Below are 22573 nucleotides of genomic sequence, written 5' to 3' on the forward strand. Positions count from 1 at the left end.
CGGGGTCTCCGTCCGGATGAGCAGGGTTCCCGTCCAGGTGACCACGAAGCCCGATTCGCCCGCAAGGTGAACGCTTGCCTTTGCCAACCATCTCACCGAGCAACGCCGTGTTCGTCCCGTTCACCCCTTCGGGTGGCGAGGCCCGTACGGCCGTTCGGCGGCACGCGTGTCGGCCGCCGCCGGGGCCGCCGGGCAGGATGGCCCCATGGCAGTCCGACGTCTCGAGCCGGGATCGGTGTCCGAGCAGTTCCGCGAGTTCTGGACCGAACGCCACCTGGGCATGCTGGTGACGCTGCGCCGGGACGGGACCCCGCACGTCGTCCCGGTGGGGATCACGGTGGACGTCGAGCAGGGCGTCGCCCGGGTCATCTGCCGCGGTGGCTCGCAGAAGGCGCGCAACGTCGCCGCGGCCGGTCCGGTGGGGGCGCGGGTCGTGGTCTCCCAGGTCGACGGCGCGCGCTGGTCCAGCCTCGAGGGCGTCGCGGTGGTCCGGGACGACGCCGAGCGGGTCCGGGACGCCGAGGAGCGCTACGCGAAGCGGTTCCGGGTGCCCCGGGTGAATCCGGAGCGCGTGGTGATCGAGATCGCCGTCGACCGGGTCCTGGGCCTGGCCTGATCGCCGCGGAACTCCCACCCCCGGCCTGTCCTTCCGGGTCCGGGTGGGGCACGCTGGTGGGGCAGGACCGAGGTCGCCGTCCCCACCGTCGCGGGGTGACCGATCCGACGCACGTAGACACGGCCGTGCGGTCGAGACAGGGACAGGACATCGGGTCGCGGGGAGTGGTGTGGTGAGCGAGGCGTTCGATCACGTGAACGAGGGTGGGGAGCAGCACGGCGAGAACAACGTCGTGCCGCTGGACCGTCCTGCGGCCGTCGACCCCTCGGACCTGGACATCGCCACCCTCGGCCCGTGCCGGATCACCTCGCCGATGGCGCCGCTGCTGGACTCCCGGCGCACCACCGAGCACTACATCGACGAGGACGACCGGGTCCTGCTCGACGACACCCTCACCAAGGTCACCTCGCGGGGCGTCCCGCTCGACCGGCTCCCCGGGCTGGAGCCCTGCGGCCCGCGCCGCAAGATCTACTTCGACCCGTCGAAGACCCGGGTGGGCATCGTGACCTGCGGCGGGCTGTGCCCCGGCCTCAACGACGTCATCGCCGGCCTCGTCCGGACCCTGACCTACCACTACGGCGTACGCCGGGTCGTCGGGTTCCGCAACGGCTTCCAGGGGTTCATCTCCTCCTACGCCTACGACGTCGTCGAGCTGACCCCGCAGTCCGTACGGGACATCTCGGTCGACGGCGGCACGGTGCTCGGCACGTCGCGCGGGCACCAGGACCCGGAGGAGATCGTCGACTGCCTGGAGCGGATGCACATCAACGTGCTGTTCGTGGTCGGCGGGGACGGCACGATGCGCGGCGCCATGCAGATCGAGCGGGTGATCGCCGAGCGCAAGCTCAAGATCGCGATCGTCGGGATCCCGAAGACGATCGACAACGACATCCCCTACATCGACCAGAGCTTCGGCTTCCAGACCGCGTTCTCCCGGGCGTCGGAGTCGATCCAGGCGGTCACCGTCGAGGCGAAGTCCACGGCGAACGGCGTCGGGCTGGTCAAGCTCATGGGCCGGCACTCGGGCTTCATCGCCTGCTACGCCGCACTCGCCCGCAGCGACGCGGACGTGGTGCTGATCCCGGAGGTCCCCTTCACCCTCGAGGGCGAGAACGGGCTGCTGGCGCACTTGCGCAAGCGGGTCGAGCAGCGCGGCCACGCCGTCGTCGTCGCCGCCGAGGGGGCAGGCCAGGAGCTCCTGGCGGGCGACGCGGCCACGGACGCCTCGGGCAACGCCAAGCTCGGGGACATCGGGCCCTACCTGCGGGAACGCATCGCGGCCCACTTCGCCGAGGCCGGCGTCGAGACGTCGCTGCGCTACATCGACCCCAGCTACGCGATCCGCAGCGTCCCCGCGAACCCGTACGACAGCGTCTACACCGTCCGGCTCTCGCAGGCCGCGGTGCACGCCGCGATGTCCGGCCGGACGGCGATGGTCGTCGGACGCGTGCGGCGCCGGTTCGTGCACATCCCGATGGCGATGGCGGTGAGCAAGCGCAACCAGGTGGACCCGCACGGGGACCTCTGGATGGCGGTCCTGGAGTCGACCGGCCAGCCCTTCCGGTTCGGGGGCTGACGGAGCAGCCGGCCCACCGCCCGTCGCCCGTCCACGACCGGGTGAGGGCGATACTCGGCGGTGTGCAGCCGTCCGCTCTCCGGTTCCTCGGGCACTCGACCGTCCGGATCGAGCTGGCCGGCCGCGTCGTACTCACCGACCCGGTGCTCACCCGGCGGGTGTCCGCGCTGCGCCGCGTCGTAGCGCCGTTGCGCCCCGAGGACTACGCGGACGCGGACGTCGTCCTCGTCTCGCACCTGCACGGGGACCACCTGCACCTGCCGTCGCTGAAGCTGCTGCGCCCGGACGCCCGGGTGGTCGTGCCGCGCGGCGCGGGGGAGTGGGTGCGCCGCCGCGGCGTCGCCCGGGTGGACGAGCTGGCGGTCGGCGAGGAGCTGCGCGACGGGGCCCTGCGGATCACGGCCGTGCCCGCCGCGCACAGCGGGCACCGGTGGGGCCCGCGCTCGACGCACGGCCCGGACGCGCCCGCGCTCGGCCACGTCCTCGAGGGCGACGGCTCGCGCGTCTACGTCTCCGGGGACACGGACCTGTTCGACGGCATGGCGGACATCGCCGCCGCCGGCCGCCTCGACGCCGCCCTGCTCCCGGTCTGGGGCTGGGGGCCGTCGCTCGGGCCCGGGCACCTCACCCCGGAACGCGCCGCCGTCGCCGTCGAGCGGCTGCGGCCGTCGCTGGTCGTGCCGGTGCACTGGGGAACCCTCGCCGTCGCCGGACTGGCCCGCGCCCCGGGCCGCGCGGGTGCCCGGATGCGCCGGTTGCTGACCGAGCCGCCGCAGGAGTTCGCGGCCGCGGTCGCCGCCGGGAGCAGTGGCGCCCGGGTGGTCGTGGCGCGGCCCGGCGAGACCGCCGAGGCGGCGATCCGGGCCGGTCGCGACGTGCGGAGCCGGCCGGGGGACGCCGCGTGAACTGGTCGGACCCGCAGGCCATCGGCTACCCGCTGCTCTTCGGCGGGGTACTCCTCGGATCGATCATCCCCGTCGTGCCGACGGGCGCGGTCGTGGGTGCCGCGGCCGCCGTCGCGATGACCACGGCGCACCTGAACATCGTCCTCGTCGTCCTGCTCGCGACGCTGGCGGCCTTCGCCGGGGACGTGCTGACCTACGGCGTCGCGCGCATCGGCAGCGACGCCGCGATCCGGTTCGTCTCCCGCGGCCGGACGCCCGAGCAGCTGGCCCGGGCCCGGCAGCGGTTCGCCGTGCACGGCTGGCAGCTCGTGGTCGTCGGCCGGCTGGTGCCCGCGGGCCGCATCCCGGCCCTCGTCGCCGCCGGCACGCTCGGCTACCCGTGGAAGCGGCTGCTGCCGTCCGCGTTCGTCGCGGCGCTGCTGTGGGCGGTGGCCTACGCGCTGCTCGGGGTGCTGAGCGGCGGCCTGTTCGACAACCCGCTCCTCGCGACCCTGGTCGCGACGGGCCTGGTGCTGCTCGTCGGGCTGGTCACGGCCGTGGTCGGCCGGTACCGCAGGAGGCGCGGCGCCCGCCTCGCACCCCCCACCCCTGATCCTTCTGCGACCGACCCTACGGAGACGAGCCGTCCGTGAGCGCCCCGCCGTCGTTCGTCCGCGACTACATCGACGTCCGCGAGCAGCGCGGCCCGCTGCTGCGCCGCGGGCGCCTCGTCGCCCGGGTCGTGCTCGTGTGGGTCCTGACCGTGCTGGCGCTGCGGCTGCTCGACGACGCCCTGGCCGGCTTCGCGATGGACAGCTGGTGGCAGCCCACGGTCTGCGCCCTGCTGCTCGGCCTGCTGACCGCGGTCGTGTGGCCGCTCGTGCTCCGGGTGGCCCTCCCGCTCGCCCTGTTCACCCTCGGCATCGGCAGCGTCCTGCTGCTCGCGGCGGGGGTGCTGGCGGTGTTCGCCGTGATCCCGGGCGTGCACCTGGGCGGGTTCTCGACGGCGGTGATCGTCGTCGCCGTGATGTCCGTGGTGGGCGCGGTGGTCAGCAGCCTGCTCTCGCTCGACGAGGACGAGATCTTCTACCGGCGCGCGGCCCGCCGGCTCAAGAAGGCCGGCGACGGCGGGGTGGACAGCGCCGTGCCCGGGGTCCTGTTCCTGCAGATCGACGGCCTGGGGCACGAGACCGCGCGCCGCGCCGTCCGGGACGGGACGATGCCGACGCTCGCCCGCTGGATCGCCGAGGGCAGCCACGGCCTGACGAGCTGGCACACGGACTGGAGCTCGCAGACCGGCGCGAGCGTGGCCGGCATCCTGCACGGCAGCAACCACGACATCCTCGGTTTCCGCTGGTACGAGAAGGACCGCGACCACGTGATGGCGTGCGCGCACTCCGCGGACGCGGCCGAGATCGAGCGCCGGCACTCGAACGGCAGGGGCCTGCTCGCCGTCGACGGCGCGGCCCGCGGCAACCTGTTCACCGGCGACGCGCCGCACTACAGCCTGACGATGAGCACCGTGACGTTCCTCGGCGGGCACCACTCGGCACGCCGCAAGGACCGGCTCGGCGGCGGCTACTGGGCCTACTTCGCGAACCCCTTCAACGCCGTCCGGACGTTGTGGGGCGCGCTCGTCGACGCGGGCCGGGAGATCTTCGAGGCGGCCCGGCAGAAGCGGTCCGACGTCCGCCCGCGCACGAACCGCGGCGGCCTCTACCCGTTCGCGCGCCCGGGCACGACGGTCATCGCCCGGGACATCGTGGTGTCCGCGCTGATCGAGGACATGCTCGACGGGCGCCCGGCCGTCTACGCGGACTTCCTCGGCTACGACGAGGTCGCGCACCACTCCGGCATCGAGCGGGTCGACGTCCTGTCCGTCCTGCGGTCGATCGACCAGCAGATCGGCCGCCTGCACCGGGCCGCACACCTGGCGCCGCGGCCGTATCTGATCGTCGCGCTGTCCGACCACGGCCAGACCCAGGGCCAGGCGTTCTCCGACCGGTTCGGCGAGACGATCGAGACGCTCGTCGGCCGGCTGTGCGGCGGCACCCCGCCGGTGCCGAAGCGGCGCTGGTTCGGGCTCGGCAGGCCCCGGCCGACCCCGGCCCAGCGGTCGGCCCGGCGGACCGCGGAGGGCTGGCAGGTCGGCGCGGCGCTGGCGGAGGCGTCGTCGGGGGCGGGGGTGATCGCCCGCCGGCTGCGCGCCCGCGTGGAGCGCGCCGGGGCCGCCCCGGAGAAGCACCGCACCGAGAGCGGCAGGCCGGGCCTGGTCACCCGGGTCGCGCCGGGCGTCGTCGTGGTGCCGTCGGGGCACGTGGCGATGGTGTCGTTCACCGAGCACGAGGGCCGGGTGGACCTGGAGACCATCGAGCGCGAGTTCCCCGAGCTGTTGCCGTCCCTCGTGGACCATCCGGGCGTCGGGTTCATGCTCGTGCACAGCTCCGAGTTCGGGCCGGTGGTGCTCGGCCGGGACGGGCTGCACCGGCTGCGCACCGGGCTGGTCATCGGCGAGGACCCGCTGGCGGACTACGGGCCGTACGCGGCGGACCTGGTTCGGCGCGTCGACACGTTCCCGCGCTGTCCGGACATCATGATCAACAGTCGCTACGATCCGGCGCGGGACGACGCGTCGCCGTTCGAGCCGCACGTCGGTTCGCACGGGGGCCTCGGCGGCCCGCAGAGCCGCGGCTTCCTGATGTACCCGAGGGAGCTGCCGGCCCCGGGGGAGATCGTCGGCGCGGAGGCGCTGCACCGGGTCCTGCGGGGCTGGCTCACCCACCTCGGCCAGCCGGCCCCGGGCGAGGAGCCGCTTGCCGGGGCGCCCGACGAGATCCCGGCCGAGCGCGGATTCGTGGCAGGCTGATCGCCGGAACCCCACGGCGGGCCGGGGCGCGGATCGGGAAGGACGTGGTGACGGGGATGCCCGGAGACAGGTTCGTCCTGGTGCACGGTGCCCACCACGGTGGCTGGTGCTGGCGCCGGGTCGCCGGGCTGCTCCACGAACGCGGGCACGACGTGTTCACCCCGACCCTGACCGGCCTCGGGGAGCGGTCCCATCTGCTCACCCCGGACGTCGGGCTGGGCACGATGATCGCCGACGTGGTGGCCGTCCTGGAGGCCGAGGAGCTCGACGACGTCGTCCTCGTCGGGCACAGCTTCGGCGCGCTCCCCGTACTCGGTGCCGCCGACCGCGAAGCCCGGCGGATCCGGCGGATCGTCCTGCTCGACGGTCTGGTCGTCGACGCGGGGAGCTGTGCCTTCGACGCTCTGCCCGACGAGCTCGTGGCCAGGCGGACGAGTGACGCGCGGCGGCGCGGCGACGGGATCGCGATCCCGCCCCCTCCGGACGTCTCCGTGTTCGCCGTGACCGGGCCCGACGCGGCGTGGGTCGGACGCCGGCTCACGCCGCAGCCGTTGCGCAGCTATCAGGAGCCGCTGGGCCTGGAGCGTCCGCTCGGCAACGGACTACCGGTCACCTACCTGCACTGCGTCGCACCGCGGTACGAGGCGATCGCCTCCTCGCTCGGCGTCGTGGCGCGGGCCGGCTTCGGATGCCGGGAGATCGAGACCGGGCACGACGCGATGATCACCGCCCCGGAGCTGGTCGTGGAGGAGCTGCTGCGCTGACGCGCACGGGCGCCTCCGGCGTTATTCCGGCGCGGAGACCTCACGGCGCAGGATCTTGCCCGTCGGGCCCTTGGGCAGGGCGTCGACGATCCAGACCTTGCGCGGGTACTTGTAGGCCGCCATCCGCTCCTTCACGAAGTCCCGCAGCTCGTCGGGGTCCGCGCTCTGGCCGGCCTTGAGGGCCACCGCGGCGCCGATCTCCTCGCCGAGGTCCGAGTGCTTCATCCCGACGACCGCGGCCTCGGCCACGGCCGGGTGCTCGTAGAGGGTCTCCTCGACCTCGCGCGGGTAGACGTTGTAGCCGCCGCGGATGATCAGGTCCTTCTTGCGGTCGACGATGAAGTAGTAGCCGTCGGCGTCCTTGGTGGCGATGTCCCCGGTGCGGAACCAGCCGTCCGGGATCGCCTCGGCGGTCGCCTCGGGCCGGCCCCAGTAGCCCTTCATGACGTTCTCGCCACGGATCGCGATCTCGCCGGGGGTGTCGGCGCCGACGTCGTTGCCGTCGTCGTCGACCAACCTCATCTCGCAGCCGCGCACCTGGAAGCCGATCGAGCCGGGCTTGCGCTCGCGGCCGGGCTGGTTGAACGAGGCGACGGGGGAGGTCTCGGACAGGCCGTAGCCCTCGAGGACCTGGCAGCCGAACTTCTGCTCGAACGCCTTGAGGATCTCCACCGGCATCGCCGAGCCGCCGGTGATGCACGTGCGCAGCGACGACATGTCCGCGCTGCCGGCGTTCGCGTGGTGCAGCATCCCGGCGTACATCGTGGGCACGCCCTCGAACACCGTGACCTTGTCCCGCCCGACCATCTCCAGTGCCTTGCCGCCGTCGAAACGGGGGAGCAGGGTCAGGCAGGAACCGGAGACGACCGCGGCGTTGAGTCCGCAGGTCAGCCCGAACACGTGGAACAGCGGCAGGCAGCCCATGATCACGTCGTCCGACGTGATCTCGATGAGGGTGTCGACCGTCATGTGTGCGTTCGTGTTCAGGTTGCGGTGGGTGAGCTCGGCGCCCTTGGGCTGCCCGGTGGTGCCGGAGGTGTAGAGGATGACGGCGGTGTCGGAGTCGTCCCGCTCCACCGGCACGGTGATCGGCTCGCCCTCGAGCTGCTCCGCCGACGGCCCGAGCGCGCTGACGACGACACCGCGGATCCCGACGGCCTCGGCCGCGGTGGGCACGACGTCGCCCCCGCCGTCCCAGCCGAACACGAGCGACATGCCGGAGTCGTTCAGGTAGTACTCGACCTCCCGCGCCTTGAGCAGCGGGTTCATCGGGACCACCGCGGCGCCGGCGAGCAACGCGCCGTAGAACAGGATCGGGAAGGCGGGGACGTTGGGCAGGACGAGCCCGACCCGGTCGCCCGGGGCGATCCCGCGCGACCTGAGCGTCCCGGCCACCGCGGCCGCCGCAGCGTGCAGGTCGCGATAGCTCAGGACGTGGTCGTCGAGGCGCACCGCGGGGCGGTCGCCGTACTTCTCGGCGGTCGCGATGAGGTTCGCGGCCAGGTTCGTCATCGTCGACTCCCGTTGCTGGAGATGCGGATCGAATGCTGCTCGTGCGCACCTTATGCCCTCTTCTCCGCGCAGCGGCTCCTCCACCGGACGGAGGAACGGCCCCGCGGCCGCGTGCCCGATCCTCCGTTGCGGTGATCCGGTGGATCTGCCTACCGTCCGGCGGTGAGTGATGTGGCCGCACGGGCGCCCCTGGCCGAGCCCGATCTCCGGGACGCCCTCGACGGCGCCAACCTCCCGACGCTGCTGCTGGTGCTGGCCCACGTCACGGGGGACGACGGCTGGCTCACCGGCCGGTTCCGCCCGAGCCGCACCCGCGCCCTCGACGACAACGACACCGCGGGCCTCGACCCGGAGCGCCGGCACGCGCTGCGGGAGGCGGCGTTCGCGGTGCTCCGGGGAGCGCACGAGGCCCCGCCACCCCCGGACGACACGAGGATCGTGGCGATGCTGAGCGCCTCCCTCGGCGAGGAGATCCCGCCCGAGTACGCCGAGCCGATGGCCGAGGACGGCGGCTTCCGCGAACCGGCCTGGCTGTGCGGCCCGGTGATCGGACCCGACGGTCCGCGGGTCCTGGTCATCGGCGCGGGCGCGTCCGGGATCTGCATGGGCCACGCGCTGCGGCGGCTGGGGCTGGACTTCTCGATCGTCGAACGCAACGCCGACGTCGGCGGGACCTGGCTGGAGAACACCTATCCGGGAGCGGGGGTCGACACCCCGAGCCACCTCTACTCGTTCTCCTTCGGGCCGCGGCCGTCGTGGAGCCGCTACTACCCGAAACAGCCGGAGATCATCGCCTACCTGCGGGAGTTCGCCGCCCCGGTGCGGGACGCGATCACGTTCGGGACGTCGGTGGTGTCCGCGGCGTGGAACGGCACGAGCTGGGATGTGGTGCTCCACGGCCCGGACGGGGAGGAGCAGCGGACCGTCGACGTCGTCGTCAGCTGCGTGGGGCAGTTCAACCAGCCCGTGACGCCCGCGATCCCCGGCCTGGACGCGTTCCCCGGCCCGGTCTTCCACACGGCCCGCTGGCGCCACGACGTCGACCTGCATGGCAGACGGGTCGGCGTGGTGGGGACCGGGGCATCGTCGATGCAGGTGGTGCCCGAGATCGCCGGTGAGGCGGCCTCGGTGACGGTCTTCCAGCGCTCGCCGCAGTGGATCACCCCGAACGGCAACTACCTCCGGCTCATCGACGACCGGGTGCGCCGGCTCATGGAGCACCTCCCCGGCTACCGGACCTGGTACCGGCTGCGGCTGATGTGGATGCTGCAGGACAAGCTGCACCCGACGCTGCGCAGGGACCCGGACTGGCCGCATCCGGAACGCTCGATCAACGCCCTCAACGACAAGCACCGGCGGTTCTTCACCGCCCACGTCGACGCGCAGCTCGAGGGGGCCGAGCACCTCCGGGACGCGGTCCTGCCGGACTACCCGCCCTACGGCAAGCGGATCCTGATCGACAACGACTGGTTCACCACGATCCGCCGGGACGACGTCGAGCTCGTCCCGTCCGGGGTCGCGGCCGTCGAGGGCCCGACCGTCGTGACGCAGGACGGTGGCCGCCACGACGTCGACGTCCTGGTGCTCGCCACGGGCTTCTCGTCGCGCCGGATGCTGTTCCCGATGGACGTCCGCGGCCGGTCCGGTGTGCCGCTGCGCGAGCAGTGGGGGACCGACGACGCCCGTGCCCACCTGGGTGTCGCCGTCCCGGACTTCCCCAACTTCTTCCTGGTCTACGGGCCGAACACGAACCTCGGCCACGGCGGCAGCACGTTCTTCCACACCGAGGCGCAGACCGGGTACGTCGTCGGGCTCCTCCGGGAGCTCGCCGCGCACAAGGAGCCCCTGGAGGTGCGGCAGGACGTCTGCGACGCCTACAACGCGCGCCTCGACGCCGCCCACGAGCAGATGATCTGGACCCACCCCGGCATGACGACCTACTACCGCAACGCCGCGGGCCGGGTCGTCACGACGACGCCGTGGCGGCTGGTGGACTACTGGCACATGACGCGCAGACCGGACACGGCGGACTTCCGGCGCACCGACCAATAGGTTCCCTGCCATCACACCGCGCGCCCTGGAGATCGTCGCCGGCGACGGCTTCCGCGCACGAGCGCGTCAGCGCCTCACTCGCCCTTCCACACCGGCGCCCGCTTCTCGGCGAACGCGGTGGCGCCCTCCCGGGCGTCGGAGGAGGTGAAGACCGGGCGCATGATCGCCTCCTGTCGGGACCAGCGCTCCTCCACCGGCCAGTCCGGCGCCCCGACCACGATCTCCTTCGTGGCCCGGACGGCCAGCGGGCCGTTGGCCCCGATCTGCCGGGCCAGCTCCAGCGCCCCCGCCAGCGCCTCGCCCGGCTCGGTCAGCCGGTTCACCAGGCCCCAGGCGTGCGCGGGCTCGGCGCCGAAGTGCTCGCCCGTCAGTGCGTACTCCAGCGCGATGCCGCGGGGGATCCGCTCCGGCAGCCGGAAGAGCCCGCCCGCCCCGGCGACGAGCGAACGCTTCGTCTCCGGCAGCCCGAACTTCGCATCCCGTGCGGCGACGATCATGTCGCAGGCCAGGGCGATCTCGCAGCCGCCGGCCAGCGCGTAGCCCTCCACCGCGGCGATGATCGGCGTCTTCGGCGGGGTCAGGGTGATCCCCGCCAGGCCGCGCCCCTCGATCGACGGCGTGTCCCCGGCGAGGAACGCCTTGAGGTCCATCCCCGCGCAGAACGTGCCGCCCGCGCCGGTGAGGATCCCGACGGAGAGCGTCGGGTCCCCGTCGAGCTCGTCGAGCGCGGCGGCCACCGCGCGTCCCAGCTCGCCGTTCACCGCGTTCCGTACCTGCGGGCGGTTGAGGGTGATCACCAGGACCGCCCCCTCGCGCTCGGTGAGTACGACGTCGTCCCCTGATTCGGCCATGCCCGCCTCCGTGCTGGATCACCGATCGATGCCGGATGTGCCTGCTCAATGCAGGCGCATCAACGTGTTCGCCCCATATCTATCATCACGAGGTGCCCCCATCCCAGACACCCGACCACATCCCCGGCCCCGGAGAGCCCCTCGGCCTCGAGGAGGAGGCACCCTCCGGGCCGCTCGCCGGCCTCGTCGTCGCGGACTTCTCCCGGGTGCTCGCCGGCCCCTACGCCACGATGATGCTGGCGGACCTCGGCGCCACGGTCGTCAAGGTCGAGAACGCCGGCGGCGACGACACCCGCACCTGGATGCCGCCGGTGTACGACGGCCCGGACGGCCCGATGTCCACCTACTACCTGTCGATCAACCGGAACAAGCACTCGATCGTGCTGGACCTGGGCGACCCCGAGGACCTCGCCGACGCGCACCGGCTCAGCGCCCGCGCCGACGTCATGATCGAGAACTTCAAGCCCGGCGGGCTGCGCCGGTTCGAGTTGGACTACGACGCCGTCCGCGAGCGCAACGCCTCCGTCGTCTACTGCTCGATCAGCGGGTTCGGCACCGCGGGCGGCGCGCACCTGCCCGGGTACGACCTGCTCGTCCAGGCGACGTCCGGGCTGATGAGCCTCACGGGCGAACCGGGAGGAACCCCGTACCGGTCCGGCGTCGCCGTCTTCGACGTGATGACGGGGCTGCACGCCGCGGTGGCGATCATGGCCGCGCTGCAGCACCGGACCGCGACGGGCGAGGGTCAGCACGTCGAGACGAACCTGCTTTCGTCCGCGCTGTCGTGCCTGGTCAACCAGACCTCGGCGTACCTCGCGGGCGGTGTCGTGCCGAGCCGGATGGGCAACGCGCACCTGAGCCTGTTCCCCTACGAGCCACTGCCGACCGGCGACGGCGAGCTCATCGTCATCGCCGGGAACGACGGCCAGTTCCGCAGGCTCTGCATCGCCCTGGGCGTCCCCGAGCTGCCCGACGACCCACGCTTCGTCTCCATGGCGGACCGGACCCGGAACCGGGAGGGGCTACGCCCGCTGCTGCTGGAACGCCTCGCGACGCGCAGTGCACAGGAGTGGTTCGACATCCTGACGGGCGTCGGCGTGCCGTGCGGGCCGATCAACACCGTGGACCAGGGGATCGCGCTGGCGGAGAGCCTCGGCCTGAACCCGGTCGTGCATCCGGGCGGCGGGGTCGGCGTGGTCCGCAACCCGGTGGACTACTCGCTCACCCCGCCGGACTACCGCCGGACCCCGCCGGCGCTCGGTGCGGACACCGAGGCCGTCAGGGCGTGGCTGAAGGGGTGAACGTGGGCCGGCCGGGCGGAGTGAGGGGGTGTCTCCGCCCGGCCGGTGATCGTGGACGAGCGGGTGCTCAGTTGCCGCCGGAGCCCGAACCGCCGGAGCCCGAACCACCGGAGCCCGAGCCGCCGGAACCGTTGTTGCCGAACGGGTTCAGCCCGCCGAACGGGTCCTGCTGCTGGGAGGTGGAGCCGCCGCTGCTCGTCGTCGCGCCGGTGTCCTGCGTGCTGCCGAGGGTGACGTCGACGGTGCGCGCGGACCCGCCGGTGCCGACGGTCAGGGTGACCTTGTCGCCGGGGGAGTAGGCGCCGATCCGGGCGACGAGGTCCGAGAAGTCCCCGACGGAGGCGTCCCCGACCTTCGTGACGACGTCGCCCTGCTTCAAACCGGCGGCCGCCGCCGGGCCGCCGGCGGTGACGGCGGCGATGGTGGCGCCCCCCGTCCCGGAAGGCGACGAACTGGTGGACGCGTTGCCCTGGACCCCTAGCACCGGCTTGGTCGCCTTGCCGGTGTCCATGATCTCCTGCGCGACGCGGCGGGCCTGGTCCACCGGGACGGCGAAGCCGAGGCCGATGCTGCCCGTGCTGCCTCTGCCGGAGGTGGCGATCGCGGAGTTGATGCCGACGACCTGCCCGTCCAGGTTCACCAGCGGGCCGCCGGAGTTGCCCTGGTTGATCGCGGTGTCCGTCTGCAGACCGTTGTAGACGACGCCGGTGCCGTCCTCGCCCTGGACGGCGACGGTGCGGTTCAGCGCGCTGACGATGCCGGTGGTCACGGTGCCGGTCAGGCCCTGCGGGGATCCGATCGCGACGACCTGCTGGCCGACCTGGACGTCGGAGGTCCGGCCGAGCGTGGCCGCGGTGAGCCCGGAGACTCCGTTGAGCTTGAGGACGGCGAGATCGTAGCTCGGCGAGGTGCCGACGACCGTCGCGGTGTGCGTCGAGCCGTCCGCCAGCGTCACGCTGATCGGCCCGGTCGAGCCCGCGACGACGTGGTTGTTGGTGAGCACGTCCCCGTCCGAGGTCAGGACGACGCCGGAGCCCTCGGCGGTGCCCTGGCCGGTGGTCACCCGGATGTCCACGGTGCTGGGCATCGCCGTCGCCGCGGCCGCGGCGACCGTGCCGTTCGGGGCGGCGGAGGCGCTCGTCCCGGACGCCGGGGTGCCGGTCAGCGTGGTGGTGCTGCTGCTGGAGCCGCCGTCCAGCAGCGCGTACGCGCCCCCGAACCCGGCGCCGCCGCCGACGAGGCCGGCGATCAGGGCGGCCGCGACGATGCCGACCATCGGCCGGGACCTGCGCGGCCGGTCGCCGTCGAGGACGGTGGTGTGGCCGCCGGGCGGGTCCGTCGGTCCGCCGGGGCCGCTCGCGCCGCCCGGGCTCCCGGTGTCCGGCGCGGCCGGGCCCTGCTGGGCGCCCGCGTAGGGGCCGTAGGCCGGGGCGCCGTAGGGCGCGCCGTGGCCCTGCTGCCCGCCGTACCCGTAGGCGCCGTAGCGGGCCTGCGCCGCGTACTGCTGCGCCCCGTACTGCTGCGCCCCGTACTGCTGCGCGCTGTACTGGCCGGAGGTGTGCGGCTGGGTCGTGTACGGGCTGTAGGAGCCCGCCGCCGGCACGGCGTGCACCGCGGTGGGGTGGTCCGCGCCGTGGATGCCGTCGACCGCGCTCTCGGCCTTCTCGCCCACGGGCTGCGCGGGCGACGTGGCGTCCGGGCCGGTCGTCCCGCTGACGGGGTCGTTCTGCTGGGTACGGGTGTCCCGTGCCCTGATGGCGTCCGCAACGTCCCCATCGGGCCGGGCCTGCCCCCGCTGCTCGTCGGTCATGGGACAAGTGTGAGCCCCGAGTCTGAGACGTTCCTGTGCACGTCCTGGGAATCAGCGCTCAGTAGCGGCGGGTGGACGTCAGGAACGCCTTGACAAGAGATCATTGTCAGGAACATCCTGACGGGCATGGACGACTGGGTGAACCACGCACTCACCGTGGACGTGACGGCGGCCGCGGCCGCGGCCCGGGACGCCGCGACCCTGGAGGCCGGACGGCAGGCGGACCGGTTGGTCGGCCCGCCGCTGCGGCCCGGCAGCCCCGAGTGGGAGGCGGAGGAGGGCACGGAGCTGCCGGCGCTGCGCGAGCGAGCGTGGCAGCTCGTGCAGCTGCGGATGGATCTCGCGGCGGGCCTGGACCCGATCGGGAACCTGATCGCCCTGCGCCGCGGGGGCGCGACCTGGGAGCTGATCGGGAAGGCCGCGGGTGTGAGCCGGCAGTCCGCCCACGAGCGCTGGTCCGCCCGGGTCACCGAGGTCCTGGACCGCTACGGCACGGGGGAGAAGGCCGGCCCGATCGCGGACGACGAGGCCTGCCTCCCCGCCTGATCAGAGGAGTTCGACGATGGTGGCGTTCGCGGTGCCGCCGCCCTCGCACATGGTCTGCAGGCCGTAGCGGATGTCGCTGTTCCGCATGTGGTGCAGCAGCCGGGTCATCAGGATCGTGCCGGACGCGCCCAGCGGGTGGCCGACGGCGATCGCGCCGCCGAGGGGGTTGAGCACCTTGTCGTCCGCGCCCAGCTCGGCCTGCCAGGCCAGCGGGACGGGGGCGAAGGCCTCGTTGACCTCGAACGCGCCGATGTCGGCGATCGACAGACCGCTCTTCTTCAGGACCTTCCGGGTGGCCGGGATCGGGCCCGTCAGCATCATCAGCGGGTCCGCGCCGCTGACCGCGCCGCAGTGGTACCGGGCGATCGGAGTCAGCCCCAGGTCCTTCGCCTTCTCCGCGGACATGATCAGCGTGGCCGAGGCGCCGTCGGAGATCTGCGAGGCGTTGCCCGCGTGGATAACGCCGTGCTCGTTGAAGGACGGCTTGAGCTTCGCCAGCGTGTCCGGCGTGGTGCCGCGACGCAGTCCCTCGTCCGCGGTGAAGTCGGGGTGGCCGGGGATCGGGGCCAGCTGGCCGTCGAAGGCGCCGGAGTCGATCGCGGCGGCGGCCAGCTCATGGCTGCGCGAGGAGTACTCGTCCAGCCGCCGGCGGGTGAACCCCCACTTCGCGGCGATCCGCTCGGCGCCGATGCCCTGGTTGAAGTCCTCACCGGGGAACTCGCCGCCGGTCAGGTCCACGGCGTAGCGCTCGCGCACCAGCGGGCCGTAGGGGCGGCCGAGGTCCCGGCCGGCGCCCAGCGGCACCCGGGTCATGGCCTCGACGCCACCGGCGACGACGACGTCGTACTGCCCGGACATCACCATCCCGGCCGCGAAGTCGAACGACGACTGGCTCGACCCGCAGGCCCGGTTGATCGTCACCCCGGGCACGGTCTCCGGCCAGCCCGCGGCGAGGACGGCGTAGCGGCCGATCTGCGCCGCCTGGTCCCCGACCTGGTTCACGCAGCCCCACACGACGTCGTCGATCACGTTCGGGTCGATGCCGGTGCGCTCCTGCAGCGCGCGCAGCACGTACGCGGAGAGGTCGACGGGGTGCACGTCGGCCAGCGAACCCTTCCGCTTGCCGATGGGGGTGCGGACCGCGTCGACGATGACGGCCTCGGCCATGGGGACTCCTCGGAGATTCGGGCCCAACTTAACGAACGTACGGCACAGGGTGGCTCTCCTGAACGTAGGTCGTGCCCGGGCCGAACGCCAGGCTCAGCGGCAGCTCGGCAGTACCGCCTCGAGCCGACGCGCCCGGCGGTCTCCGCCCACGCCCGACGGCAACCGCAGGTCCGCGAGCCGGGCGAGGTCGGAGTGTCACCGGCCGGCCCTCCGGACCGGCATGAAGCAGCTCACACGATCGGGCCGAGCGGGGACAGGCCTGGATCGATGCGGTACCGTCCGGCGCAGCGAAGGGGAGTAGCTCTCAACGTCGCGGTCGACATACTGGCGAGTCATCTCGCCCGGCCGCGCGGCCTGCCCACCACCAGGCGAGCGAGACCTTCGATCCGACATGGTCGGATCGACGAGGCCCCTATCTCCTCTCCGGTCCGGCCCTGAGATCGAGGGGTTGGACCGTGCACGACGTCCTGTTCGCGTTCGCGCTGAGCTTCGGGGTCATCTTCGTCGCCGAACTCGGCGACAAGTCGCAGCTCATGGCTCTGACGTTCGCGACCCGTTACAAGACCTGGCCGGTACTCATCGGCATCACGATCGCCACGTCGGTCGTCCACCTGGTGTCCGTGGCCATCGGATTCGGCCTCGGCTCGTCGCTGCCCACCGGCTGGATCGCGCTCGTCGCGGCCATCGCCTTCTTCGGCTTCGGCGCGTGGACGCTGCGCGGTGACTCGCTCAGCGACGAAGAGGAGGCGAAGGCCGGGCGCAGGGCGCGCTCCGCCGTCGTCGCCGTGTCGGTGGCGTTCTTCCTGGCCGAGCTCGGCGACAAGACGATGCTCGCCACGATCACCCTGGCCACCCAGCACGGCTGGTTCGGGGTCTGGCTCGGCTCCACGCTCGGCATGGTCGTCGCGGACGCGCTCGCGATCGTCGTCGGCCGCCAGCTCGGCAAGCGGCTGCCGGAGAAGACGATCCGTTACGGCGCCTCGGTGTTGTTCGTGCTGTTCGGCGGCGCGCTGCTGGTCGACTCGATCGGGCAGCTCAGCGGCCGTCCCGCCTGGGACGTCGTGGCCGAGGCGCTCAACCATCACCTCGCCGGCTGGATCGCGCTGGCGCTCGGCGTCGTCACGATCGTGGTCGGGGCGTACGGCCGCCGGTGGGCGCGGGCCGGTGCGCGGCGCTCGCCGCTCGCCGCTCGCGTGGGCTCGCCGGCCTGGTGGTCCCGCGTGCTCTTCGGGGTCGCCCTGCTGCTCGGCCTGGCGGCGCCGCTGCTCGTCGCGGCGGACGTCATCCAGCCGTTCCAGCTGTTCAGCCGGCCCAGCTACGTCGTGGTCGGGGCGGGTGTCCTGCTCCTCGGTCTCGCGTTGCTGCTGGCCTCGCTCGCGCAGATGGGCTCGGCGCGCAGGCGCGGCGGGGCGGCGCTCGCGCTCGCCACGAGCGGCCTCTACTCGCGGGTCCGCTACCCCGCGTTCACCGGGATGATCGTCGCGACGGCGGGCCTGCTGGTGATGGTGCCCACCGCGCTCGCGCTGCTCGCGACGGTGCTGATCGTCGTCGCGGTGCAGATCCAGGCGCGCGCGGTGCGGGAGCCGGGCCTGAGCCGGGAGCTCGGGGAGGACTACGCGAACTACGTGGCCCGCACCGGGCGCTTCCTGCCTCGGGTCCGCACGCCCGAGCCGGAGCACGCCCCGGGGATGCCGGCGGACACCGACCGCCAGCGCGTGGGCTGAGCCCCGACCGGACACGGAGAAGGGCCACCTCAGGCCGTGAGGTGGCCCTCCTCGTCGTCCCGGGTCAGGAGTACCAGGTCGGCTCCGGGAGCTCGTCGCGCAGCAGGAAGGCCCCAACCTCGCGGCGCTTGTAGGCCACCGGGTCGTGCAGGGTGCGGACGTTGCGCCAGAACCGGCCGAAGCCGAGAGCCGCGGTGGTGGAGCGGGCGCCCAGGCCCTCGAAGATCCCCGCGGTGATCTCCGGCGTGACCTTCAGCTGCTGTCCGGACCGGTCGAGGGTCAGCGCCTCGCCGTCGTTGCTGAGCTGCCAAGGGCCCCACCGATTACCCGCTGCCATGATCTCGTTTGCCTTCCCTGTGGCCCCGCTCCCGCCCGACAGAGTCTCTCGTAGGCGAGACGAACTCGTTCAAAGCATGCCCGATTGACTGGCGCCGCAGCTCCCAGCAGCTCATCGAGTCGGGATCACCGACGGCGATCTTGCGGCCACCGTGAGCCTCATGGACTGCGCGGTGCCGTGGGAGGACAGCATATGAGCCCAGCTGAGTCCGATTCCGACGAGCTCGACCTGATCCGGAAGGCGAACACCGACGACGTCGACGCCCTGTTCGCGATGCGTCAGGCCCGCGAGAGGTGGCTTGCAGCTCGCGGGATTCGACAGTGGCAGCTCGGCAGCCAGGCGGATGCTGGACTTCGCTCGAACCCTCGGCGTGACCGAAGGCGTCTCGTACTTCCGTCTGGACTGTGCCGCCGACAACGCGCCGCTGACCCAGATCTACCGGACCTACGGATTCGACCACGTCGGCCAGAAGGACTTCCCCGAGTTCAGCGTCGCGTTGATGCAGGTCAACCTGAACGACCACGATGCTGCTGGTTCGGGCCGATGACGGCGAAGAGCGTGCCCACCGGCAGTAGTCCTGACATGCAATGGCCCTCCGGGCCTGTCGCAGCCCGAGCCTTCACCGCCGACCCGCTAGACCCAGAACGCGGGAAACACCCGACCCGGCTACGCCGCAGTCCTCTCCCAACGCAACGAGTCCCGCTACACATGTTGAGGCGCCGGGATTACGGAGGTACTGGGCCGATGTGCCTGAGCACAACCGTTGCCACCTGGGCACGCTAGTTGTCACCAGCACCGTTCGATCGGGCCGGCATCGGCCGAACAGGGCGCTCTAGGCGTCCTTTGTGGATAGCAGACTGGCGGAATCACCCCGCGTTGCCGGGTTCTCCGGTTCACGCCGGGTGAGCACCAAGGGGGCGTCCTCGGTGATGGCCACCGTGTGCTCGGAGTGGGCCGTGCGCGAGCCGTCCGCCGACCGGATGGTCCAGCCGTCGGCGTCGTAGACGATCCGGTCGGTCGTACGGGCGAACCAAGGTTCGAGCGCGAGGGTCAGGCCCGGCCGGAGCGCAAGGCCGCGCCCTGCCCGGCCCTTGTTCGAAACGTGGGGCTCTTCGTGCATGGTGCGGCCAATGCCGTGGCCACCGAATTCGTTGTTGACCGGATAGCCGTAGTCGCGGGCCACCGCCCAGATCGCGGCAGAGATGTCACCCAGGCGGTTTCCCGGACGCGCCACCTCGATCGCCGCCTCCAGCGCTTCCTCGGTGGCCCGGATGATCCGCAGGTCCTCCTCGGCAGCGGTCCCGACGACGACCGTGCGCGCCGAGTCGGCCGCCCAGCCGTCGATGCTGACCACGAGGTCCGCGCTGAGCACGTCCCCGTCGTGCAGCGTGTAGTCGTGGGGCAAGCCGTGCAGGACGGCGTCGTTGACCGAGAGGCAGATGACGTTGCGGAACGGGCCCCTGCCGAAGGACGGCGCGTAGTCCCAGTAGCACGACTCCGCCCCGCGCCGTTTGATCATGCCGCGCACGTGGTGCTCCAGGTCTAGAAGGTTGACGCCCACGTCGGCGAGCTGGCCCACCTCGGAGAGCACCTCGGCGACGAAACGCCCGGCCACGAGCATGCGTTGGATCTCCGTAGGCGTCTTGAGTTCGATCACGAGTACCTCACGTACATAGAGTGTCGGTATTTCTATACCGACACTCTAGGGCTTGTCGGTATAGAAATACCAGTCATATCCTGAGGGCATGGTCCGTCAACCGCTCACGCCCGAGCAGGTCGAAGCCGGCAGGCGTCTCGGCGCCCTGCTGCGCCGCGCGCGGGCGGGACGCGAGCTCGCGGAAGTCGCGCACGCGGCCGGCATCTCGCCAGAGACCCTGCGCAAGATCGAGACCGGACGACTGCCCTCCCCCGGATTCGGCACGATTGTCTGCCTCGGCGAGGCGCTCAACATGCCGGTTCAGGAGTTGGCAGCCACCTGGCGCGGCAACGACCTACCACTGGAAGCCGTCTCGTAACCGCTGTTTCACCCGTTCACGGAGTCCCGGTGGACACCGGCCGATCCCTCATCCAGCGTCTGGGTTCACGGGCGTCCGGGGCCCGGACGAGCTGGCTGCCGCCCCGGCGGGACCGACCGGGCACCATCTCGCCATGCGGCGGCGGGTCCCGGTGTGAACGGCCGGCGTGCACGTAGCGGTCGAGCACGTCGATCCCGGCCTACTCCCGTTCTCGATCTGGCGGCCTTGATCGCCTGCGGCGCCGGTCATCGCGGTCAGCCCGCTGACGCGACCGCGTCATCGGGTCCGGGCACCGTCGCTCACCGGAAGACCCCGATCCCGGTCAGCGCCTGGCCGACCGTCAGCTGGTGCACCTCGGAGGTGCCCTCGTAGGTCAGGACGGACTCCGGGTTGTTGGCGTGACGCAGCACCGGGTACTCGAGAGTCACACCGTTGGCCGCGAGGATCGTCCGGCACTGCCGAGCGATCGACTCGCGGACGAGTGCCCCGGCGCCCCACAGATCCTCGACTGCTGGTCGGAGGCTTCCATCTGGCCACCGCTCCCCCGCGGCGATGATCGCTACGGCGAGATCCGGGGTCGACTCGCGGCGGCGCAGGAGCCAGTCGGCAGCTGCTCGCCGGTTCCGAAGGCTGACTCCGATTACAGAGTTCGCCGACTGTGCGAGCTGGAAACTGATCGCTGATCCGTTGGGCGAGGGCAGCACGAGTCGTGGCAGGTCGTCCGCCGCACGGATCGTCGCTGACGACAGGCTCACCTGACCGTCGATCGCCTGTGACCGGCCCACGGCCAGCACGGCATCGCGTTCGTCTGCGAGCGAGAAGCCGGGTTGCCGATGAACGTGCGAAGCGTCGATCACGGCCGTGACGCTATCCGTGAAGTGGTGTGCGTCGACCAGGCCGAGTGGTGGCCTTCGATGCGTCGGGGCAACGTGACTTCTGGGTGGGAAAGGCGGTGAGTCCGGTCGCACCTGTCGCGGGCCATCCCGGGCTGAGCGGCCCGCGAAGCCGCTACGGCGACCACGGCCACCGGCGGCGAGATGCTCGCGCCGGCGTGTGCCCTCCGGCAGCCGGGCTCATCGGTTCCCACGGCACGCGACTCGGGTCCCGCGAGAGGGCGGCGGCGGGTCAGGAGGAGAACGCTTGGGTTCCGACGACCCGCAACAGTGCCAGGGTGTCCGCCTCGGCCGTTCCCGGCTCGGCGGTGTAGACGACGATGCGCAGGTCGGCGCCCGCCACGGTGAGCACGTCACAGTCCAGGGTGACCAGACCGACCTCGGGGTGCGCGATGGTCTTGCGCGAGCTCGCCTGGGGCTCCACGGCGTGGGACTCCCACAGCGCCGCGAACCGGCTGCTGGCGCGCAGCAGGTCCGCGACCAGAGCCTGCATGTCGGGATCTGCGGGATAGAGCCCGGAGGCAGCGCGCAGGTCGGCCACGGCCGCGGCGGCGAACGCCTGCCGCTCCTCGTCGGTCCGGACGACCCGGCTGTCCCGGGCCGGCGCGGTGTACAGCTGCTACAGCAGATTGCGGGCTCGTCCCGGTTGTTGCGGCTCGCCGAACAGCGCCGGCCAGGGGCGGTTCCACGACAGCAGCGTCCAGGCGGCGTCGTACACCGCGACCGGGACGTCGTCCAGGCGGCGAAGCAGGCGATGCACCGACGGCGGCAGGTGACGCGGGACCGGGCGAGCGCGTCGAGAACCTGCCGGGAGGGATGCCTCGCGCGGCCCTGCTCCAGCCGGATCACGTACTCCACCGAGACGCCGGCGAGCATCGCGACCTCGTCGCGGCGCAGCCCGGGCGTCCGCCGCGCACCGCGGTACGGCACGCCCACGTCCTCGGGGCGCACCCGGCCGCGCCATGCGCGCAGCGCCGCGCCCAACAGGTCGTGATCCATCTGTCCAGTCTGGCCCGTCGTCGCGGCGCGGTCGTGGTACCAGCAGTACCACCACCGTCCGGGCCTGTCCGCCGCCCGCGAGCGGGCACAGGGTCGACGACATGACCACCACACTGATCACCGGAGCGAACAAGGGACTGGGGCGCGAGACTGCCCGCCGGCTGGTCCAGGCAGGCCACGACGTCTACCTCGGCGCCCGGGATCCCGAGCGCGGCGCGGCCGCGGCGCGCGAGCTCGGCTGCCGGTTCGTCGTCCTCGACGTCCTCGACGACGACTCCGTCACCGCCGCAGCCGACACGGTCGAGCAGCAGCAGGGGGCCCTCGACGTGCTCATCAACAACGCCGGCATCACGGGCGGGGCCGTGCCCGCGGAGGACACGACCGCCGAGGACGTGCAGCGGGTCTACGCGACCAACGTCCTCGGCGTCGTTCGCGTGACGCACGCCTTCCTGCCGCTGCTGCTGCGCTCGCCGGCACCCGCGATCGTCAACGTGAGCAGCGGTCTGGGTTCCCTTGCGGTGACGACCGATCCGACGCTGCCCTGGTCGGCGTGGAAGGGGCTCGCCTACCCGTCCTCGAAGGCTGCGCTGAACATGCTCACCAGCCAGTACGCCAAGAACTTCCCGCAGATCCGGATCAACGCCGTCGACCCCGGCTACA

General features: G+C 72.3%; 18 protein-coding genes and 4 pseudogenes. 13 read left to right on the plus strand and 9 right to left on the minus strand.

The window, feature by feature from the left end; genetic code table 11:
- Positions 1-205: 205 nt before the first annotated feature.
- The 6 genes from JWP64_RS24140 to JWP64_RS24165 all read left to right on the plus strand — a co-directional run bounded on the left by JWP64_RS24140 (position 206) and on the right by JWP64_RS24165 (position 6706).
- Positions 206-616, plus strand: coding sequence for a pyridoxamine 5'-phosphate oxidase family protein (locus JWP64_RS24140; protein ID WP_297501386.1), 411 nt, complete (start codon positions 206-208; stop codon positions 614-616).
- Between the two features lie 232 nt (positions 617-848).
- The gene (locus JWP64_RS24145; RefSeq protein WP_297501447.1) at positions 849-2192 is read left to right on the plus strand and encodes an ATP-dependent 6-phosphofructokinase; all 1344 of its coding nucleotides are present in this window, start codon (positions 849-851) and stop codon (positions 2190-2192) included.
- A 62-nt stretch (positions 2193-2254) separates the two neighbouring features.
- Positions 2255-3097, plus strand: a complete 843-nt coding sequence (locus JWP64_RS24150; protein WP_297501389.1) for an MBL fold metallo-hydrolase — start codon at positions 2255-2257, stop codon at positions 3095-3097.
- Positions 3094-3729, plus strand: a complete 636-nt coding sequence (locus JWP64_RS24155) for a VTT domain-containing protein (RefSeq protein ID WP_297501392.1) — start codon at positions 3094-3096, stop codon at positions 3727-3729. The genes JWP64_RS24150 and JWP64_RS24155 overlap by 4 nt, the downstream gene beginning before the upstream one ends.
- A gap of 29 nt (positions 3730-3758) precedes the next feature.
- Positions 3759-5942: a phage holin family protein gene (locus tag JWP64_RS24160; RefSeq protein WP_366890510.1), complete on the plus strand. Its 2184-nt coding sequence runs from the start codon at positions 3759-3761 to the stop codon at positions 5940-5942.
- 56 nt (positions 5943-5998) lie between these two features.
- Entirely contained in the window at positions 5999-6706 is a 708-nt protein-coding gene (locus JWP64_RS24165; RefSeq protein WP_297501399.1) for an alpha/beta hydrolase family protein, read from the plus strand.
- 21 nt (positions 6707-6727) lie between these two features.
- Here JWP64_RS24165 and JWP64_RS24170 read toward each other — a convergent pair whose 3' ends face one another.
- Entirely contained in the window at positions 6728-8218 is a 1491-nt protein-coding gene (locus JWP64_RS24170; protein ID WP_297501402.1) for a long-chain fatty acid--CoA ligase, read from the minus strand.
- Between the two features lie 162 nt (positions 8219-8380).
- Here JWP64_RS24170 and JWP64_RS24175 point away from each other — a divergent pair, with 162 nt between their 5' ends.
- Positions 8381-10270 (plus strand): NAD(P)/FAD-dependent oxidoreductase, encoded by a 1890-nt coding sequence (locus JWP64_RS24175; RefSeq protein WP_297501404.1) that lies wholly within the window; start codon positions 8381-8383, stop codon positions 10268-10270.
- Positions 10271-10344: 74 nt separating this feature from the next.
- On the opposite strand, the gene JWP64_RS24180 is transcribed toward JWP64_RS24175, so the two are convergent.
- Complete coding sequence (locus JWP64_RS24180; RefSeq protein WP_297501408.1) at positions 10345-11121, minus strand: crotonase/enoyl-CoA hydratase family protein; 777 nt, start codon at positions 11119-11121, stop codon at positions 10345-10347.
- A gap of 119 nt (positions 11122-11240) precedes the next feature.
- Here JWP64_RS24180 and JWP64_RS24185 point away from each other — a divergent pair, with 119 nt between their 5' ends.
- Positions 11241-12422, plus strand: a complete 1182-nt coding sequence (locus JWP64_RS24185) for a CoA transferase (protein WP_297501449.1) — start codon at positions 11241-11243, stop codon at positions 12420-12422.
- 67 nt (positions 12423-12489) lie between these two features.
- Here JWP64_RS24185 and JWP64_RS24190 read toward each other — a convergent pair whose 3' ends face one another.
- A complete protein-coding gene (locus tag JWP64_RS24190) occupies positions 12490-14232 on the minus strand; it encodes a trypsin-like peptidase domain-containing protein (RefSeq protein ID WP_297501422.1) in 1743 nt (580 codons plus the stop codon).
- 126 nt (positions 14233-14358) lie between these two features.
- Between JWP64_RS24190 and JWP64_RS24195 the strand changes: the two genes are divergently transcribed.
- A complete protein-coding gene (locus tag JWP64_RS24195; RefSeq protein ID WP_297501424.1) occupies positions 14359-14778 on the plus strand; it encodes a hypothetical protein in 420 nt (139 codons plus the stop codon).
- On the opposite strand, the gene JWP64_RS24200 is transcribed toward JWP64_RS24195, so the two are convergent.
- The gene (locus JWP64_RS24200; protein ID WP_297501427.1) at positions 14779-15945 is read right to left on the minus strand and encodes a thiolase family protein; all 1167 of its coding nucleotides are present in this window, start codon (positions 15943-15945) and stop codon (positions 14779-14781) included. It abuts the gene before it with no gap.
- A gap of 455 nt (positions 15946-16400) precedes the next feature.
- On the opposite strand from JWP64_RS24200, the gene JWP64_RS24205 reads away from it, so the two are divergent.
- Positions 16401-17669 carry a TMEM165/GDT1 family protein gene (locus JWP64_RS24205; RefSeq protein WP_297501430.1) on the plus strand — a complete coding sequence of 423 codons (1269 nt, stop codon included), beginning with the start codon at positions 16401-16403 and terminating at the stop codon, positions 17667-17669.
- A 64-nt stretch (positions 17670-17733) separates the two neighbouring features.
- Here the strand turns inward: JWP64_RS24205 and JWP64_RS24210 are convergent.
- Positions 17734-17895 (minus strand): annotated as a pseudogene (locus JWP64_RS24210) (monooxygenase); the annotation flags it as partial.
- 409 nt (positions 17896-18304) lie between these two features.
- On the opposite strand from JWP64_RS24210, the gene JWP64_RS24215 reads away from it, so the two are divergent.
- Positions 18305-18553, plus strand: coding sequence for a hypothetical protein (locus tag JWP64_RS24215; protein ID WP_297501433.1), 249 nt, complete (start codon positions 18305-18307; stop codon positions 18551-18553).
- A gap of 285 nt (positions 18554-18838) precedes the next feature.
- Here JWP64_RS24215 and map read toward each other — a convergent pair whose 3' ends face one another.
- Positions 18839-19663, minus strand: a complete 825-nt coding sequence (gene map, locus JWP64_RS24220; protein WP_297501436.1) for a type I methionyl aminopeptidase — start codon at positions 19661-19663, stop codon at positions 18839-18841.
- An 88-nt stretch (positions 19664-19751) separates the two neighbouring features.
- Between map and JWP64_RS24225 the strand changes: the two genes are divergently transcribed.
- Positions 19752-20021, plus strand: coding sequence for a helix-turn-helix transcriptional regulator (locus JWP64_RS24225; protein ID WP_133804965.1), 270 nt, complete (start codon positions 19752-19754; stop codon positions 20019-20021).
- A gap of 299 nt (positions 20022-20320) precedes the next feature.
- Here JWP64_RS24225 and JWP64_RS31675 read toward each other — a convergent pair.
- The 3 pseudogenes from JWP64_RS31675 to JWP64_RS31680 all read right to left on the minus strand — a co-directional run.
- Positions 20321-20500, minus strand: a pseudogene (locus tag JWP64_RS31675) (acyl-CoA dehydrogenase family protein); the annotation flags it as partial.
- 646 nt (positions 20501-21146) lie between these two features.
- A pseudogene (locus JWP64_RS24235) lies at positions 21147-21674 on the minus strand (hypothetical protein).
- Positions 21675-21757: 83 nt separating this feature from the next.
- A pseudogene (locus JWP64_RS31680) lies at positions 21758-21913 on the minus strand (transcriptional regulator); the annotation flags it as partial.
- A 101-nt stretch (positions 21914-22014) separates the two neighbouring features.
- On the opposite strand from JWP64_RS31680, the gene JWP64_RS24240 reads away from it, so the two are divergent.
- The coding region (locus JWP64_RS24240; protein WP_297501441.1) for an SDR family NAD(P)-dependent oxidoreductase at positions 22015-22573 on the plus strand (559 nt) is incomplete at its 3' end.

This window comes from Pseudonocardia sp. (genome assembly GCF_025465255.1).
Taxonomy (GTDB): Bacteria; Actinomycetota; Actinomycetes; order Mycobacteriales; family Pseudonocardiaceae; genus Pseudonocardia.

What these genes read in the sequence shown, in the direction of transcription:
- JWP64_RS24225 (WP_133804965.1), top strand. Translation starts at nt 19,752, where the DNA reads ATGGTCCGTCAACCGCTCACGCCCGAGCAGGTCGAAGCCGGCAGGCGT.
- JWP64_RS24195 (WP_297501424.1), top strand. Translation starts at nt 14,359, where the DNA reads ATGGACGACTGGGTGAACCACGCACTCACCGTGGACGTGACGGCGGCC.
- JWP64_RS24180 (WP_297501408.1), bottom strand. Translation starts at nt 11,121, where the DNA reads ATGGCCGAATCAGGGGACGACGTCGTACTCACCGAGCGCGAGGGGGCG.
- JWP64_RS24140 (WP_297501386.1), top strand. Translation starts at nt 206, where the DNA reads ATGGCAGTCCGACGTCTCGAGCCGGGATCGGTGTCCGAGCAGTTCCGC.
- JWP64_RS24200 (WP_297501427.1), bottom strand. Translation starts at nt 15,945, where the DNA reads ATGGCCGAGGCCGTCATCGTCGACGCGGTCCGCACCCCCATCGGCAAG.
- JWP64_RS24190 (WP_297501422.1), bottom strand. Translation starts at nt 14,232, where the DNA reads ATGACCGACGAGCAGCGGGGGCAGGCCCGGCCCGATGGGGACGTTGCG.
- JWP64_RS24170 (WP_297501402.1), bottom strand. Translation starts at nt 8,218, where the DNA reads ATGACGAACCTGGCCGCGAACCTCATCGCGACCGCCGAGAAGTACGGC.
- JWP64_RS24165 (WP_297501399.1), top strand. Translation starts at nt 5,999, where the DNA reads ATGCCCGGAGACAGGTTCGTCCTGGTGCACGGTGCCCACCACGGTGGC.